The sequence below is a fragment of the Flavobacterium sp. UM26 genome (genome assembly GCF_057922445.1).
Genome location: NZ_JBVHCY010000005.1, coordinates 101265 through 117752 on the forward strand (window position 1 = coordinate 101265; position 16488 = coordinate 117752).

Consider the following 16488-nt stretch of genomic DNA (forward strand, 5'->3'; position numbering starts at 1 on the left):
CAAGCTAATTCCCTTGGGGAAGGAACCAGCATTAAAGAAAAGACTATTTATAATTTTGTTCCAAATATTTTTATATAATTTTTGTAACGGTTACTATTAATTAACTTAAAAAACTATCTGTAATGAGATCCCAATCTCATGCTTATGTCATTAATTTTCAACTTTTACAATCACCATTTTACTTGTTGATGGATTGTTTGCCTTCGTTTTCATTTCTTGTTGCGCTTCTTGTAAATTATCAAACATCGTACTATAAATGTAATAGCTACTTGTATTCGCATCATAATAGAACGCTACATTTTTCATTCCTGAAGCTACGGCTTTTGTCAAGAAGGCATCACGTTTAGCAATATCTTTATGTACCGCCATAATCATATAATAGCCACTTGGTGTATTAGCTACACGCTTCATAATTTGCATGTTGGATTGTTCTTCACCAAAATCAAAATCACTTTCTTTAAGTGGGGTTGCACTTACTTTGGTGGTTTCTTTAATACGTTTCAAAGTAGCTTGATCTTGCGCCAATCGGTCGGTATCATTCAACGAATTTGCTCGTTTGATTCTACGTTTTTTCTCAATCTCAACTGCTACTTTTATGTTCTCTAAAGTTTGAACCAATTTGCTATTACTTTGAACACTAGCAGCTTGTTCTGCTTTTAATTGATCTATCGATTTTAAATAACTTACACTCAAGGCATCTGTAGCACTAGCTCCTTTTTTGATACGATCATCATACAAATTCTTGATTTTTGCAATGTTGTCTTCTTGCATTTTGTTCAAGGCCGCAATTTGAGATTTCAACGATTCAATAGCTGCATTATCATTTGAAGTGCTCTTAATTTCTTGTGGCTCTCTTACTATACCTTGCTCACTCAAATCATTTTCCTCTTTCATGTCTCGCAACTCTTTCGCTTTGTTGGCTACTTTTTGATCCAATTGAGCGATTAACGATTGCTGCATTTTACTCGATTCTTCTGCTTGTTTCGCTAAATTATCTATTGCTTTGGCACTCTCATCTTTAACAACTGGAGCTGCTGCGGCTAACTTAGCCAAGCGTATTTTTTCTGCTTCTGCATCGGCTTTAGCTTTAGCATCTGCTGCTAATTTCTCTTGACGTAAACGCTCTGCTTCAGCATCAGCTTTTGCTTTGGCTTCCGCGGCTGCTTTTTGGGCTGCTTCTGCATCGGCTTTAGCCTTAGCATCTGCTGCTAGTTTCTCTTGACGTAAACGCTCTGCTTCAGCATCAGCTTTTGCTTTGGCTTCCGCGGCAGCTTTTTGAGCGGCTTCTGCATCGGCTTTAGCTTTAGCATCTGCTGCTAATTTCTCTTGACGTAAACGCTCTGCTTCAGCATCAGCTTTTGCTTTGGCTTCCGCGGCTGCTTTTTGTGCGGCTTCTGCATCGGCTTTGGCCTTAGCATCTGCTGCTAATTTCTCTTGACGCAAACGCTCTGCTTCAGCATCAGCTTTTGCTTTCGCTTCTGCTGCTGCTTTTTGGGCGGCTTCTGCATCGGCTTTAGCCTTAGCATCTGCTGCTAATTTCTCTTGACGTAAACGCTCTGCTTCAGCATCAGCTTTTGCTTTGGCTTCTGCGGCTACTTTTTGTGCGGCTTCTGCATCGGCTTTGGCCTTAGCATCTGCTGCTAATTTCTCTTGACGCAAACGCTCTGCTTCAGCATCCGCTTTGGCTTTCGCTTCTGCTGCTGCTTTTTGTGCGGCTTCTGCATCGGCTTTGGCCTTAGCATCTGCTGCTAATTTCTCTTGACGCAAACGCTCTGCTTCAGCATCCGCTTTGGCTTTCGCTTCTGCTGCTGCTTTTTGGGCGGCTTCTGCATCGGCTTTGGCCTTAGCATCTGCTGCTAATTTCTCTTGACGCAAACGCTCTGCTTCAGCATCAGCTTTGGCTTTCGCTTCGGCAGCTGCTTTTTGTGCGGCTTCTGCATCGGCTTTAGCCTTAGCATCTGCTGCTAATTTCTCTTGACGTAAACGCTCTGCTTCAGCATCAGCTTTGGCTTTCGCTTCTGCAGCTGCTTTTTGTGCGGCTTCAGCATCGGCTTTTACTTTAGCGTCTGCTGCTAATTTCGCTAATCGAGCTTTTTCAGCCGCTGCTTTTTGAGCGGCTTCTGCATCAGCTTTAGCTTTAGCATCAGCAGCCAATTTGGCTTGACGTTGACGCTCTGCCTCTACTGCTTTTTGGGCAGCTTCTGCATCAGCTTTAACTTTAGCATCCGCAGCTAACTTAGCCAAACGAGCTTTTTCAGCTGCTGCTTTTTGAGCAGCCGTTGGAACAGCTGCTTTCGCTTTTGCTTCGGCATCTGCTTTAGCTTTGGCTTCAGCTACCAATCTTTCTTTATTTAATCGCTCGGTTTCCAGCGCTGCTTTCTGTGCTGCTTCTGCATCAGCCTTAGTTTTAGCATCTGCAGCTAACTTAGCTTTCGCTTCAGCCTCTGCTTTCGCTTTAGCATCAGCAATTTCTTTTAATTTAGCCAAACGCATTTGCTCTCTAGCTGCTTGAGCTTCTTTTCTTGCTGCTTCTAAATTAGCTTTATCAACAGGAGATAATAAGGTACTTTGTTTCGGTTGTGTAGTAGTTGGCTTAGATGGTGCTTCACTAGGCTTAATTAAAGCACCTTCTTCCTCATCGTCACCATAATAGTATGTCTTATTCTTAAATTTATAAGCCAAAACGATATCATGAGATGCTCCAAAATTATCAAAGCCACCCATAGCTTTTTCAAAATTGTATTCAATTGAGATATTAGAAGTAATATTCATCCCAATCCCACCAGACACACCATATAAGGAATTATATCCAGCCTGTGCCCATACTCCTAAAGGAATGGAAAACATGGCTAAGCCAGATAAAACTGTTTTATCTTTTTTGAATTCCGAACGTATCAGAGTAGAAAATTTACTTTTATCAAAAAAACCGTAAGTGTCCAAATAACCCGTGTACATGATATGTGCTTGTACCGCTTTTTCTGGATCATTCTTTAGGATGTTGGAAGAGCTGAAATTATAACTTACTATGTTGTTTAATGCTAAACCGAAATCAAAAAAAGTGGTTCCGTAGTTAATCCCTGGACTAACTGTCAATAAAAAATTAGAAGGAATAGTGTTCAATGAAGGATCTGAAACACCATTAGTAATAACTTTACCAGCATCCAAACCACTTTTATATGCTCCTAAATTTAAACCAAATGTAAGGTTGCTATCTTGTTCTAAAATGACGTTATGTGTAAAATTGGCTACTGCGCCAAAGGTAGCAAGTACACCATAATTTTGTTTAAAAACACCTAAACCAATACCTTGATTTTCTAAAAAACGCCCAGAAAAACTAGCAAAATAAGTGGTCGGAGCATTATCAAATTGAACCCATTGTCGTTTGCTAAATAGCGTAGCTACAGCATTTTGTTCACGAACAAAACTAAATGCAGGATTAAGTACAAAACGATTATATTTTAAGGAAGTACGAATAGGCAGTGAAAACGAAACAACTCCATCCTCAGCGGGTGTAGCTTGAGCATAGAGTTCGTGGTGCATACCATAAAAAAAAGCAATGAATAGTAAAATTTTCTTCATATTATTTTATCACAGTTATTGACCCTTTTTTTACCTTTTTATCTGGTGTAGTGATAATATAATAATAAATGGGATTTACATTTTTAAAATCGATAGGGCTCGTTACATTAGGCCAATCATTTTGATAGTCATTGGTTTGAACTACAACCTCACCCAAAGCACTAATAATTAAAACCTCGGTATTAGTGCCGCTAACGTATGCTTGTGGAATCACCCAAGTATCATTGATAAAATCTCCATTTGGACTGATTACATTAGGGATTTCGGCAACATTAGGGAAAGGATCAGGATCTGTTGTATAGGTTATATCAAAAATTAAATCTTTGGCAACCGTACAACTTCCGGGTTGTGTAATGGTAACTTTATATGTTCCTTTGACTGTGGCACTATATGAGTTAGCAGTAACGTTAGGAATTTGAACTCCATTTAAAAACCACTTATAGCTTGGATTAGTTGCATCTGTAGTTACAGCCACTGCTAAACTTTCTCCAGGAACAATAGCATTAGTAGCAGCCACATTTAGACTTGCATTAAATGTTATTTCTTGCAAATTAATACTAGCATTGGCTTCACATGTACCAAAACCAACTTTCACACTATACTGACCCGGTGTAGAAGCCAAATAGGTCTGATTCGTAGCATTGGCTATCGCAATATTATCTTTATACCATTGATAGGTATTCCCTTTGGTAACCGACAAAGTTGTTGGACCTTGACTAGTACAAAAAGGATTACCCAAACTAGAAGTAATAACAGCTGTAGCTCCAGAACTTGAAGAAGTTACGGTAACACGATTAGAATAGGAATCGGAAGTACATGTGCCATAATTGGTTTCGGCATAATAGACTCCGGGAGAAGTCACAGTATAATTTCCACCTGTTGCAGCAGCAACTTTAGTAGGCAAAACTGTCGGTCCGTTGTCCCTAAACCAATTAAAAGTAAGACCTGGATATTTTAACGGTGAATCATTGGTTCCTACTCCAGGGTTGTCAATCGAAAGTACATATGATCCACCAGAACAAATTACCACATTAGAAACACTATTATTGATGGTAAATTGACTGTCTTGTGGTTTGTAATATGCAGGAAAAGGATTTGAAAGCTGACTGGTTGCTGCAGGTGAAGTACTTCGGATACGTAATCTATACCCCTCTCCACTTGTTGTAACTGGAACAGCAAAAGTAATTTTGGCAGGCGAAGTCGTTATAGCTCCTGCAACAGAAGTATGTAAAACTGTGGGTGAAGCAAAACTTCCGTTACCATCAGACATCTCTACAATAAATTGATTAGAAGCATTAATTCCATTCGTTGGAGTGAAACTAAAATTTACATCAAAAGTATTGAAAGATGGATTTGCACAAATCTGAGTAAATGGGAAAGTAGGTTTTCCTATTGCGATTTGTGCCTGAAGTTTATTTACAAAAGGGGTTAAGCCAATTGAAAAATAAAAAAAAAATTGTACCAAAAAAAAGACCTTATTGTACCTTTTCATGCTTAAATTTGGGGGTTTTTACAAGGTTTTTAGATAAAAAAATAAAAACTTCGATTGTTGGGGGGCAACCAAAGTTTTTATTTATTATAACAATTTAGTTGTTGTTTGAAGCTGTAATTTTAGAGATTCTTAATCTGAAATCAGGTCTTTTTTCATTTGAAAAATCAATAAATGCTTCGGAGTTGTTCTTTTTATCGTATACATTAAAGAAGGCACTATTTCCATACCAATTTTCTAACTCTTCATTCTCTGGGTTAAACTCGGTAAAAATATTTCCTTTACAGAAATTAATGTACAATTGTTCTAATTTAATTTTCTTCAAGTTTGGTGCCGTAACCTCGATTTTAGCATCCAGAACTACAGCAGGATTGAAACCTGAAATAACACTTTTCTTTAATTCCAAAAAGGTGTTTTCAGCTACTCGAACTGCGTCTTTAATTAAACCATTTTGCATATCTGCTGCTAAATCTCCACTATCATTAACAAAAGTAAGATTAGTAGCTACTACATTAGTTTGTTTTTTATTAAAATCTACTTCACTTTTTTGCTCATAAGAAGCTAGGTCAAAACATCTTGAAGCTGAAGTGTTGCTTGAAATATAAGAAGAGCGAATGGCTAATGAATTATCTATTTTACATTGTGCACCATAATTGAATTTGTAATCAATTCCGTTAGCTTTCAATGATACCATTTTATTCATTACTACATCGCCACCATACACTTCGTAAGAATCTCCAGCACAATAGCTTACCATTACATTTTCAATAACTGTTTTGTTTCCAACGCCACCTAAAAACAATCCATTAAAGTTACCACTACCTCTTACTTTTTTACCAGCATACTCAATACGTACAAAGCGTAAAACACCAGATGAAGCAACAGGATTATTTCCTCCATAAACTGTCATGGCATTATCTAAATCATAATTAACTGAAGCTACACCACCAAATTTATTGATTGGAGCATCTCCTAAAATTACAATACCTCCCCAATCACCTGCTTTTTTAACACTACGATTAGAAGTAAAAACAATAGGATCGGTTTCTAAACCATCTGCTATGATAGAAGCACCTTTCGTAATTACTAATGCTGCTCCAGAATCAAAATCACCAATAATTACTGTTCCTGGCTCAATAGTAAGTACTGCATTGTTGTCTACATAAACTGGTCCTTGTAACAGGTACACATTCTTCTTTAACAACTTGGTGTTGGTCGAAATATTTCCAGCCAAAATTTGATTTGGCTCACCATAATCTACTTTTGCAGGTTTAAACTCAGTCCAATTGCTCAACCAATTTGTAGAACCTATGATACCTTTCTCTTGTTGTGCCGAAGCACCACAAAAAACTAATAGCAACAAAGCTAAAAATTGAATACTCTTTTTCATAAGGTTAAGATTTAGGGGTGGGTTATTTTTTCACTCCTATTAAAGAGTGATAAAAGTTTAAGACATTGGTTAAACGAATAAAACTTTTATTTAAAGAAAACTTCTAGTTTTCACCTAAAGAATTCAATGATTTTAAAGTTTCTTCATAAAACAAAATGGCAGAAATTAAATTTCCTTTGTCTGCATAAGGCACCATTTTTCTTTGAAAATCAACTGTAACATCCAAGAAAGAGTTCATACTTTCTGATTGAACAGTCAAAGCTTTCGTGTTATTAGCATCTTCAGGAATACCTAAATCTGTCAATGTAACACCTGGCTTACTTACTAATGCAATATAAGGTAACGTTTTAACTAATACTTTAATTCTCTCGATGTACAATTCCAACAAAGGTCCTTTCTGTAATTGCTCCAATTCCGGCTTCGAGTAGTATTTCTTTACTAAAGCTGTTCTACTAATAATACTTTGAGGCACTTTGGTTTGAGCCGAAGCGAATCCAACCATTAAAAATAATACTAACCCAAAAAAAATAATTTTCCCTTTCATGCTTTTCTTTTTTGTTAATTAAAATGTTAATAACAAAAATAAACAAATTAACTTAACTCACAACTTTTTACGATAATTTTATGAATAAAAAATAGTACATATATTAAAAAAAAATGTAGTTCGTCGATAAAAACAGAAGTTAATCCTTTGTTTTATAGGTGTTTATACGTAATGCATTAACCTTAATTTAACAAGAACCTGAGTTGAAAAAATCAAAAATTTAACAATTACAAATTGTTAATAAACAGTAATTATTTACAAATAAAAAAAGTCTAACTTGGCTTAGTATTCGACTGAAAGTTTAATCTAGAAAGTTTTCGTCTCAATCATTTTCTTTTATCTTTGCTTCATGCAATTTTCATCTATCTTAGGTCAACAACACATTAAAAATCACCTCATTAGAAGTGCCGAATCTGGAAGAATACCTCATGCACAGTTATTTGTAGGACCAGAGGGCTGTGGCACATTAGCCTTGGCAATAGCCTATGCTCAATATATATTGTGTAATAATTCAAATGGCGTGAATGAACATGGGAATGAAAGCTGCAATTTGAAATTTCAAAATTTAGCTCATCCAGATCTTCATTTTATTTACCCAACAGTTAGTACAGAAGAGGTAAAAAGCAAACCTAAAAGCATCGATTTCGTCTCAGATTGGCGTTCATTTGTACTACAAAATCCTTATGGTAGCTTACTGGACTGGTACACTTTTTTGGGTGTACAAAACAAACAAGGAGAAATTAGAGTAGATGACGCACAAGAAATGCTAAAATCTTTAGCATTAAAATCCTACGAAGGCGGCTACAAAATAATGATTATATGGATGGCCGATAAATTGAATACGGCAGCGGCAAACAAGTTGTTAAAACTTTTGGAAGAACCTCCTGAAAAAACTGTTTTCTTATTGATTACTGAAAATGAAGAAGCCATCATATCGACCATTCGTTCCCGATGTCAAGCCATTCATTTTAACGGTATTCCTGAACAAGAAATCACTCAAGCCTTAATCGATTTGCACAAACTTGACCCAAGCTTGGCTCAAAATCTAGCGCATCAAGCTCAAGGAAATTATAATAAAGCCTTGCATTTACTTAATCAAGATGCTGATGATTTGGTTTTTGAAGAATGGTTTGTCGTTTGGGTCAGAGCCGCATTTAAAGCAAAAGGAAATGCATCGGCTATTCAAGATCTGATACAATGGAGTGAACAGATCGCTCTATTGGGTAGAGAAAAACAAAAAAAATTCTTAGAGTTCTGCATCGAAATGTTTCGTCAAGCTTTATTATTTAATTATCAAGCTCATCCATTAGTTTATTTATCTCCTAAAGTTGATAAATTTAAATTGGAAAATTTTGCTCCATTCATTCATGGAAATAACATCAATGATATTTTTCATCAACTTTCGGAGGCATTGTACCATATCGAAAGAAATGGAAATGCAAAGATTATTTTAACTGATTTATCCATTCAATTAACTCGATTATTACATAAAAAATAACAATTATGAACAATACAGCCTCACTTCTATTATTAGTATTTTTGGCCATTACCTTCATCCAATCAGGATATGACAAGATATTCTATTGGAAAGACAATGTAAACTGGCTTAAAGAACACTTTTCGAAAACACAATTAAAAAATCAAGTACCTCTTGCTTTGGCACATATATTAGTACTCGAATTAATTTCTGGCATTCTATGTATTGTTGGAAGCATCGAATTATACATGACTAATGGAAAACTGTACGGATACTATGGTGCCTTATTCTCGTGTATTACTTTGCTAATGTTGCTTTTTGGCCAGCGTTTAGCCAAAGATTATGATGGAGCAAGAACTATAGTAATTTATTTTATACCAGCTGTAATTGCTGTTTATTGGCTCAACTAATTTAATTTTAATATATTATTACCGATATGATTCCAAAACATCCTTCAGAGTCGTTAACCATTTTGACCGATTTAGTTTTACCAAGTGAAACTAATCCCTTGAACAACCTTTTTGGCGGGGAACTTTTGGCCCGTATGGATCGTGCAGCAAGTATAGCAGCACGCAGGCACTCAAGAAGAATCGTTGTAACGGCTTCTGTAAATCATGTTGCATTCAACAGAGCAGTCCCTATTGGTAGTGTAGTTACGGTAGAAGCCAAAGTGTCCCGATCCTTCAAATCCTCTATGGAAATTTATATTGACGTATGGATTGAAGATAGAGAATCTGGTAACCGAACTAAGGCAAATGAAGGAATCTACACTTTTGTTGCTGTGGACGATACGGGTAGACCTGTAGAAGTACCTGCAATTATTCCAGAGACCGAATTAGAGAAACAACGATTTGATGCCGCTTTACGAAGAAAGCAATTAAGCCTGGTTCTAGCAGGAAAAATGAACCCTCATGACGCTACAGAATTGAAAGCCTTATTTAGTTAGACATAATAAAATTTCTTTTTATGTTGAATACTCAATGATGCATCATTAGCATGAAAAAAAAATGTATTTTTACTTCAACTTAAATATAACAACCCTTTTGTTGTGACCATAAAAAATAGTAACCTATACGCCAATAATTAGTTATAAACCTATAAAATTAGATGAAAGAAAAGATGAGTTCAGATAAAGAAGCCAAATTAAAAGCGTTACAATTAACGCTAGACAAATTAGACAAAACTTACGGTAAAGGAACTGTAATGAAAATGGGCGATAAAGCCATCGAAGAAGTAGAAACCATTTCTTCTGGTTCTTTGGGCGTTGACTTAGCCTTAGGAGTTAATGGATATCCAAAAGGGAGAATCATCGAAATTTTTGGTCCTGAATCTTCGGGTAAAACCACACTAACTTTACACGCTATAGCAGAAGCACAAAAAGCTGGTGGAATTGCAGCATTTATAGATGCTGAACATGCTTTTGATAGAAATTATGCTGAAAAATTAGGAGTTGATATTGAAAATTTAATTATTTCTCAACCCGATAATGGAGAACAGGCCCTAGAAATTGCCGAAAATTTAATTCGTTCTGGAGCCATCGATATTGTAGTAGTCGACTCTGTTGCTGCCTTAACTCCAAAAAGTGAAATTGAAGGTGAAATGGGAGATTCAAAAATGGGTTTACATGCTCGTTTAATGTCACAAGCCTTAAGAAAATTAACTGGAACAATTAGCAAAACAAACTGTACCGTGTTTTTTATCAATCAATTAAGAGAGAAAATCGGTGTGATGTTTGGCAACCCAGAAACAACAACAGGTGGTAATGCTTTGAAATTTTATGCTTCTGTTCGTTTAGACATTCGTCGTTCTACACAAATTAAAGATGGCGAAAATGTTTTAGGAAACCGTACCAAAGTCAAAATTGTAAAAAACAAAGTAGCACCACCATTTAAAGTGGCTGAGTTTGACATCATGTATGGTGAAGGAATTTCTAAAACTGGAGAAATTCTAGATCTTGCTGTAGAATTTGAAATTATCAAAAAAGCTGGGTCTTGGTTTAGCTATGGTGAAACCAAATTAGGTCAAGGTCGTGATGCGGTAAAAACTTTAATCAAAGATAATCCAGAATTAGCCGATGAATTAGAAATAAAAATAAAAGCACATATCAAAGAATTGGCTAACGAATAAACCATTCAAAAAATAAAAAAAGCTATCTGTTTTCTACTTTGTTTATGAACAGATAGCTTTTTTTTACCATACTATCTCATAAAAGAAAGAAAAAAACTTAATTTTAAAATCATTGAGAATCGCATATTTAAAAAAATTTGAGTAGCGTGTCGAAATATTAAAAAATAAAGAAGAACAGAAAAAATAGTTCTACCTTACTTTTCAAAGTCTATTAATTTTTTAAGTATAATCGAACGGACCTTTTCTTTTATTTCTTTTCTATATTCACTTGTCAAACCATTGGTTTGTACAATAGCATGAATATATGCACGCATTAAACCCGGACTTCCACTAAAAAAAGTATAAGAAAAACGCTTTTTGTTGTCTGGAAAAGTTATGGGCAAAATCGGTATCTGATGTTCAATGGCTAGTCTAAAAGCGCCATCTTTAAATTCATCTAACACAATAGATTCATCGTCAGGAACGCCCCCTTCTGGAAAAATACAAACACTTAGACCTCTGTTAATTCTCTGCTGGGCAGCTTCAAAAACATCTCTTCTACTTTTAGCTGAACCACGATCAACCAAAATACAAGTTCTTTTATAGAAAAATCCAAACAACGGAATCTTAGACAATTCCTGTTTTCCAACAAAAACAAAAGGATTTTTTATGATGGCCAACATCAACATAATGTCTACCATCGAAGTATGATTGGCCACAATCATATAACTTGTTTTAGCCTCTAAAATTGGCTCTTGATTTACTTTGTAAGTAAAACCCATTCCAAACAAAATAAATTTTGCCCAAACTCGGGCCATCTTAAAAAAATATGGATACCCACTTTCTGTAAGAATCGAGATAACCAAAAAAGGAAACATTACCAAAATAGGAATGGTTATCAAAATGTAAAACCAAACCCTCCAAATTATCCAAAAAAATACTTTCAAAATTCTCATGGTTTCAAAAGTAAGGAATTTTGAATACGAATTGTAAAAAAAATCGAGCAAGAAAATTTAAATCCTACATTATTTTGGAGACAACCAAGGTTTAGGATTAATGTAATGCACGTTTTGACATAAAGTAAATTTCAAGATGGTCTTTCCATCAGAATTGGTACGAATAGTTCCTAGACTTTGTTTAGTGCTTACCTTATCGCCCTTACTGACATTAATTGTACTCAAGTTTTGGTACACGGTAAAATAATCCCCATGCTGAATCATCACCGCCTTGTTATTTGAAATAGCAATAACCGAAAATACTTCTCCTGCAAAAACCGCTCTTGCGTGAGCGCCATTATAAGTCGCAATAGACAATCCACTATTTTGAATCGTAAGAGTTTTATATACGGGATGGGCCTGGGTACCAAAACCAATAAAAACCTCGCCTCGATCTACTGGCCAAGGTAATCTTCCTTTATTTGCTTTAAAATTATCAGAAACTAATTTACTTTCTGAAGTCAACTCCATTTTGGTTGATGAAACGGGGGCAATGGCTACAGCTTTGGATGGATTGTCTTTAACAGGAACAACTATTTCTTTCGGTTTAGCATCTTTCTTACTCCCACTTTTGGCTTTTTCGGCCAAAGCTTTTTCCTTAGCCAATTTATCTGCCAAAGCCTTCTCTTTAGCAGCTTTTTCTTTGAGTGCTTTTTCTTTGGCAGCTCTGGCTAAAGCTGCTTTTCTATTGGCTTCGGCTATAGCCTTACGTATTAATCGGTCTATTTCTCTGTCGATATTACGAGCCTCTTGCTGTTTCTTTTTGATATCAGCAGCAATCTTTTTTTTGTCCTTTTGTAGCAAATTCACAATTTTCTGTTGTTCCTTTTTGGCCTCCTCCAATGATTGTTTTTCTTTTTCATTTTCGGCTATAAGACGTTCTTTTTGATTTTTTTGAGCTTTCAACTGTTGATAAAAGCTCATTAATTCTTTTGATTTGAGTTCAATTTCTTTGCCTTGTGCTTTGCGATAACTCGCATATTGCTTCATATATTGAAGTCTTTTATAGGCTTGCAAAAAACTAGAAGACGACAGTATAAACATCGCCTTACTCTCTTCTGAACGACTCTTGTAGGATTTGAGAATCATCTCAGCATAATCAACTTTTAGCAAATTCAATTCATTGTCTAAACGGTCAATTTTCAACTCGTTGGTCTGCATATCATTGCTTAACAATTGTGTTTGCTTCTCGGTAGTTTGAATTAAAGTTTCTTTGAGTTTTATCTTTTTCGTTTGCAAATCCATTACTTCAACGGCCGTTTTTTCTTTCTTTTTTACGGTCAGTAACTTCTTTTCATTATCAATAATCTCTTTTTGAATCTTAGCTTTTCGGAGTTCTAGATTTTCTTGTTGGGATTTTTGAGCAAATACAAAAGTGGTAAAACCAAGTAATACTAAACTAAAAAGAGACTTAGGCATGTAGCTTTATTTTTTTTGCAAAAATAGTTATTTCTAAAGTAGAATTTAAAAAAGCACTATTTAATCTTAAGATAAAATAGTGCTTTTAGTATAACTTAAAAAAAGATTACATATTGTATAACCAACTTGCTGGATTATTATAAGTAGCATTTTGAGAGATGGTAAATTTAAGTACCGTTTTCCCTTCGCTGTTGGTTCTAATTTTTCCTAAATTTTGCTTAATCCCTACTTTATCACCTTTAGAAACCGTTACAGAACTTAAGTTTTGATAAACCGTAAAACAATCTCCATGCTGAATCATTACCGCTTTGTTTACAGGAGAAAGCACCATAATGTTGGTCACTTCTCCAGCAAAAACAGAACGTGCATAAGCTCCTGACTCTGTAGTAATCTCTACACCACTATTGTTGATTACAAGTGTTGGATAAACTGGATGTGGCTGTTTACCAAAACCTAGAGACACAAACCCTTTTTCTACTGGCCAAGGTAACTTGCCTTTGTTGGCTCTAAAGTTATCGGCCAAAATTTTAGCCTCAGCTGTTAATGCAATTCTTGAGGACGATCCACCTGTTGCCGTTCCGTCTTTGGCCGCTTTTCTGTTAGCCTCGGCAATGGCTTCTCTAATCAATCGATCGATCTGACGGTCAATGGCTTTGGTTTCGGATTGTTTTTTACGAATCGCAGCCATAATTTTGTTTTTGTCTTTCTTGATAGCATTGACCAAACGCAATTGTTCTTTCTTCTGTTTTTCTAATGCTAAACGCTCTTTTTCTCTTTCGGCAATAATCTTTTGCTTTTCCTTTTTCTGAATAGCTAAACGGCCATTGTAGTCTTGCAATTCGAGTGATTTGGATTTAATCTCTTCACCTTGCATTTTTCGAAAACTAGAATACTGCTTCATGTATTGCGCTCGCTTGTAAGCTTGCAAGAAATTTTCAGAAGACAATAAAAACATCGCTCTACTCTCTTCTGACCTACTTTTATAGGACTTAACAATCATTCGAGCATAATCTTCTTTAAGTATTTCTAGCTCTTTTTTAAGTTTATTGATTTTTACTTGGTTTATGTACATATCATTTCCCAAGATCTTAGCCTGCTTTTCGGTAGTCTTGATTAATTTTTCTTGCAATTTGATTTTGTTGGCTTGCAACATTACCACCGTAACTGCCGATTTTTCTTTTTTCTTAACCGATTGTAACTGGCTTTCATTTTCTCTAATTTCTTGAAGAATCTGTGCTTTGCGTTGTTCTAACTTTTCTTGCTGGGATTCCTGTCCCCAAACCAATGAAGTCAAACACAAGAAAAGTATACTAAGGAGAAATTTTGGCATATCAAAAATATTTTGATTCAAATTTACTTAATTAAAATTCTTTTATAGCCACTTGGGACACTATATGGAAAAGAAAGTGCTTCGTTTACAGTTATGTTATTATAATTGAGTTTGATTTCGGTTTTCCCTTTGGGTTGAAGGGCTACTATTTGAACATTAGAAGGCAAAGTTACATTCGTATGTTGTTCAAAAACACCATAAGCAACTTCAATGCTTCTGCCCTCTTTGGCTTGCGCAATTTCTTGTTTTTGTAGCACAAACTTTAAGGCATCAATAAAAAAAGATTTTTGAGTGTTCTCTTTAGACAAATCTTCTAGTTTATACTTTTGATCTGCCTCAAGGGTTTCTTTATATTTACCTTTTGTCAAATCATCTATAGCTTGTCCTACTAACAAATTTTGAATTTTTGAATAATCCAAATCCGTTCCAAGCCATTGACTCAACCCTTTAAAATCACCTTCAAAATAACTCCCATTAACTTTTTCGTAATAACTTACTCCTTCTGGAGTAATTAAGGCTTTGGCCATTGTAATTCCCAAAAAACGAACACTCACTAATATTTGTTCGTCTTTTTTTATTTTAATCTCAGCCGTTACATTTTGTGACATCTTTTCATCAGCGTAATTCGCGCTAGATTTGATATACAAAGTCGAAAAATCATTTTTGTTTTGGTATAATTTTTCGATGACAGTACTAGTAGTATTCTTGTTTTCTTTTGGTGCAGCAGTCATCACCACACCCGACTTAGATTTACAAGAAATCAGTGTTATGAGAACAAAAAGTAATCCGTATTTCTTCATTATTTCTTTTCTTTTACTAATTGATTGGCTTTGGAAAAAAAGAAATCTTTTTTAGCCATATCTCCAAGACCATTAAATGTTTCGCCTAATTGAATATAAAAATTAGTTTCTAAAACTGGATTTTCAATCACATAATCTATTCCAGTTTCTAACACATCTTTTGCTTTTTTAAATTGTTGTAATTGGTTGTATCCCAAACCAGCATAATAATAAAAATGAGGTTGCGATGGATAACGTTCTAACAAGGATTGTGCCTTTTTAGACAATACCTCATATTGTTTCATCTCGGTGTAAGCTTGTAGCAACAAGATAGGTGTTTCTAGTGGCAAGTTAGGGTCTGTTACTAATGCCTTTTCATAATACTTTACAGCTTTTTCCCATTGTTTTTTGTTGTAGTAAAAATTACCAACTTCTTTGGCAACAGGAACCTTTGGGTCGGCCTCCAACATAGTAATTGCTTTTTCTAAATCGGCATCGTATTGTGGATTTTTTCCAGCGAAAAGTAAAAACTCATTCAGCACTCGATGTTTAATTTTAGTGTCAATTTTATTACTAGCCAACACTACATTCATTGATTGAACGGCTTTTGGACCGTCATTTTTCTCGATATGAAATTTAAATAGACTTACTTGCGCCCACTCCGAAGTTGGAATTTCTCTTTCTAACTTTTTAGCTACTTCGAGCATTTTCTCAACTTCATTATTTTTGGAGTAGCGATAGATCAAATCGATATAATTGGATTCCTCTTTTGGAAATTTCTCAATCTGTCCAATCAAATGGTCAATCTCAGTATTTTGATATTTCCCTTGCGATAAAATTCGAATTTTATAGGCTTCTCTCTGATCTGATTTTCCAACCGTTTCATTCAATTGATTGATTAATTCCAAAGCTTTGTCGTATTGGTTCGTTGCCATGTACAAACTCACCAAATCTTCCTTAAAATTTGGATCCAATGGAATTAACTTTTGAAGTACCAAAATACCTTGGGTATACGATTTAGTAGCATAAGCCACATCGTACATTCCTACCCAAAACCATTTATTTTTTGGATCAATGCTGGTTGCTTTTTCGAAAGAAGCATAAGCACTTTCATAATTTTTTAATGCTAAATAGTTTTTGCCCAACTCATAATGTACAGCAGCGTCATCGGGCTGTAATTTCAAGCATTTTTCAAGGGATACAATAGCTTTATCATAATTCTCAATTCCCTTTTGCTTTAATGCTTCATAAAAAGAATCTTGAAATTCGTTGGTAGCCATAGCAATCTCTTCTGGTTCAGCTTGTGCCTGAACGAAAGTTGGAATTCCAAAGAATCCTATAACCAAGAATGCTACAATACTACGATTCATTTTACGTTTT

Annotated in this window: 13 protein-coding genes; 4 read left to right on the top strand and 9 right to left on the bottom strand. The window is 35.2% G+C overall.

Going from position 1 to position 16488, the window contains the following annotated elements; genetic code table 11:
- Positions 1-150: 150 nt before the first annotated feature.
- From ACZ1AQ_RS07760 to ACZ1AQ_RS07775, 4 genes are all read right to left on the bottom strand, one after another.
- The gene (locus ACZ1AQ_RS07760) at positions 151-3579 is read right to left on the bottom strand and encodes a PorP/SprF family type IX secretion system membrane protein (protein ID WP_489632360.1); all 3429 of its coding nucleotides are present in this window, start codon (positions 3577-3579) and stop codon (positions 151-153) included.
- A 1-nt stretch (position 3580) separates the two neighbouring features.
- Positions 3581-5071: a T9SS type B sorting domain-containing protein gene (locus ACZ1AQ_RS07765; RefSeq protein WP_489632361.1), complete on the bottom strand. Its 1491-nt coding sequence runs from the start codon at positions 5069-5071 to the stop codon at positions 3581-3583.
- A gap of 94 nt (positions 5072-5165) precedes the next feature.
- A complete protein-coding gene (locus ACZ1AQ_RS07770) occupies positions 5166-6458 on the bottom strand; it encodes a hypothetical protein (protein WP_489632362.1) in 1293 nt (430 codons plus the stop codon).
- Between the two features lie 103 nt (positions 6459-6561).
- A complete protein-coding gene (locus tag ACZ1AQ_RS07775; protein WP_489632363.1) occupies positions 6562-7002 on the bottom strand; it encodes a hypothetical protein in 441 nt (146 codons plus the stop codon).
- 349 nt (positions 7003-7351) lie between these two features.
- Between ACZ1AQ_RS07775 and ACZ1AQ_RS07780 the strand changes: the two genes are divergently transcribed.
- The 4 genes from ACZ1AQ_RS07780 to recA all read left to right on the top strand — a co-directional run bounded on the left by ACZ1AQ_RS07780 (position 7352) and on the right by recA (position 10606).
- Complete coding sequence (locus ACZ1AQ_RS07780) at positions 7352-8500, top strand: DNA polymerase III subunit (RefSeq protein WP_489632364.1); 1149 nt, start codon at positions 7352-7354, stop codon at positions 8498-8500.
- A 5-nt stretch (positions 8501-8505) separates the two neighbouring features.
- Positions 8506-8889: a DoxX family membrane protein gene (locus tag ACZ1AQ_RS07785; RefSeq protein WP_489632365.1), complete on the top strand. Its 384-nt coding sequence runs from the start codon at positions 8506-8508 to the stop codon at positions 8887-8889.
- A gap of 26 nt (positions 8890-8915) precedes the next feature.
- Positions 8916-9425, top strand: coding sequence for an acyl-CoA thioesterase (locus ACZ1AQ_RS07790; protein WP_489632366.1), 510 nt, complete (start codon positions 8916-8918; stop codon positions 9423-9425).
- Between the two features lie 173 nt (positions 9426-9598).
- Positions 9599-10606, top strand: coding sequence for a recombinase RecA (recA, locus tag ACZ1AQ_RS07795; RefSeq protein WP_489632469.1), 1008 nt, complete (start codon positions 9599-9601; stop codon positions 10604-10606).
- 194 nt (positions 10607-10800) lie between these two features.
- Here recA and ACZ1AQ_RS07800 read toward each other — a convergent pair whose 3' ends face one another.
- The 5 genes from ACZ1AQ_RS07800 to ACZ1AQ_RS07820 form a co-directional block, all read right to left on the bottom strand.
- The gene (locus tag ACZ1AQ_RS07800; protein ID WP_489632367.1) at positions 10801-11541 is read right to left on the bottom strand and encodes a lysophospholipid acyltransferase family protein; all 741 of its coding nucleotides are present in this window, start codon (positions 11539-11541) and stop codon (positions 10801-10803) included.
- Between the two features lie 69 nt (positions 11542-11610).
- Positions 11611-12999 carry a murein hydrolase activator EnvC family protein gene (locus ACZ1AQ_RS07805; RefSeq protein ID WP_489632368.1) on the bottom strand — a complete coding sequence of 463 codons (1389 nt, stop codon included), beginning with the start codon at positions 12997-12999 and terminating at the stop codon, positions 11611-11613.
- 106 nt (positions 13000-13105) lie between these two features.
- On the bottom strand, positions 13106-14329 hold the full coding sequence (locus ACZ1AQ_RS07810) for a murein hydrolase activator EnvC family protein (protein WP_489632369.1): 1224 nt from the start codon (positions 14327-14329) through the stop codon (positions 13106-13108).
- Positions 14330-14352: 23 nt separating this feature from the next.
- Positions 14353-15129: a lipoprotein insertase outer membrane protein LolB1 gene (gene lolB1, locus ACZ1AQ_RS07815; protein WP_489632370.1), complete on the bottom strand. Its 777-nt coding sequence runs from the start codon at positions 15127-15129 to the stop codon at positions 14353-14355.
- Positions 15129-16478 (bottom strand): tetratricopeptide repeat protein, encoded by a 1350-nt coding sequence (locus ACZ1AQ_RS07820; protein WP_489632371.1) that lies wholly within the window; start codon positions 16476-16478, stop codon positions 15129-15131. Before ACZ1AQ_RS07820 ends, lolB1 begins: the two co-directional genes overlap by 1 nt.
- Positions 16479-16488: the final 10 nt, after the last annotated feature.

What these genes read in the sequence shown, in the direction of transcription:
- ACZ1AQ_RS07800 (WP_489632367.1), bottom strand. Translation starts at nt 11,541, where the DNA reads ATGAGAATTTTGAAAGTATTTTTTTGGATAATTTGGAGGGTTTGGTTT.
- recA (WP_489632469.1), top strand. Translation starts at nt 9,599, where the DNA reads ATGAGTTCAGATAAAGAAGCCAAATTAAAAGCGTTACAATTAACGCTA.
- ACZ1AQ_RS07760 (WP_489632360.1), bottom strand. Translation starts at nt 3,579, where the DNA reads ATGAAGAAAATTTTACTATTCATTGCTTTTTTTTATGGTATGCACCAC.
- ACZ1AQ_RS07775 (WP_489632363.1), bottom strand. Translation starts at nt 7,002, where the DNA reads ATGAAAGGGAAAATTATTTTTTTTGGGTTAGTATTATTTTTAATGGTT.
- ACZ1AQ_RS07790 (WP_489632366.1), top strand. Translation starts at nt 8,916, where the DNA reads ATGATTCCAAAACATCCTTCAGAGTCGTTAACCATTTTGACCGATTTA.
- ACZ1AQ_RS07770 (WP_489632362.1), bottom strand. Translation starts at nt 6,458, where the DNA reads ATGAAAAAGAGTATTCAATTTTTAGCTTTGTTGCTATTAGTTTTTTGT.
- ACZ1AQ_RS07780 (WP_489632364.1), top strand. Translation starts at nt 7,352, where the DNA reads ATGCAATTTTCATCTATCTTAGGTCAACAACACATTAAAAATCACCTC.
- ACZ1AQ_RS07805 (WP_489632368.1), bottom strand. Translation starts at nt 12,999, where the DNA reads ATGCCTAAGTCTCTTTTTAGTTTAGTATTACTTGGTTTTACCACTTTT.
- ACZ1AQ_RS07810 (WP_489632369.1), bottom strand. Translation starts at nt 14,329, where the DNA reads ATGCCAAAATTTCTCCTTAGTATACTTTTCTTGTGTTTGACTTCATTG.
- ACZ1AQ_RS07765 (WP_489632361.1), bottom strand. Translation starts at nt 5,071, where the DNA reads ATGAAAAGGTACAATAAGGTCTTTTTTTTGGTACAATTTTTTTTTTAT.
- lolB1 (WP_489632370.1), bottom strand. Translation starts at nt 15,129, where the DNA reads ATGAAGAAATACGGATTACTTTTTGTTCTCATAACACTGATTTCTTGT.
- ACZ1AQ_RS07820 (WP_489632371.1), bottom strand. Translation starts at nt 16,478, where the DNA reads ATGAATCGTAGTATTGTAGCATTCTTGGTTATAGGATTCTTTGGAATT.
- ACZ1AQ_RS07785 (WP_489632365.1), top strand. Translation starts at nt 8,506, where the DNA reads ATGAACAATACAGCCTCACTTCTATTATTAGTATTTTTGGCCATTACC.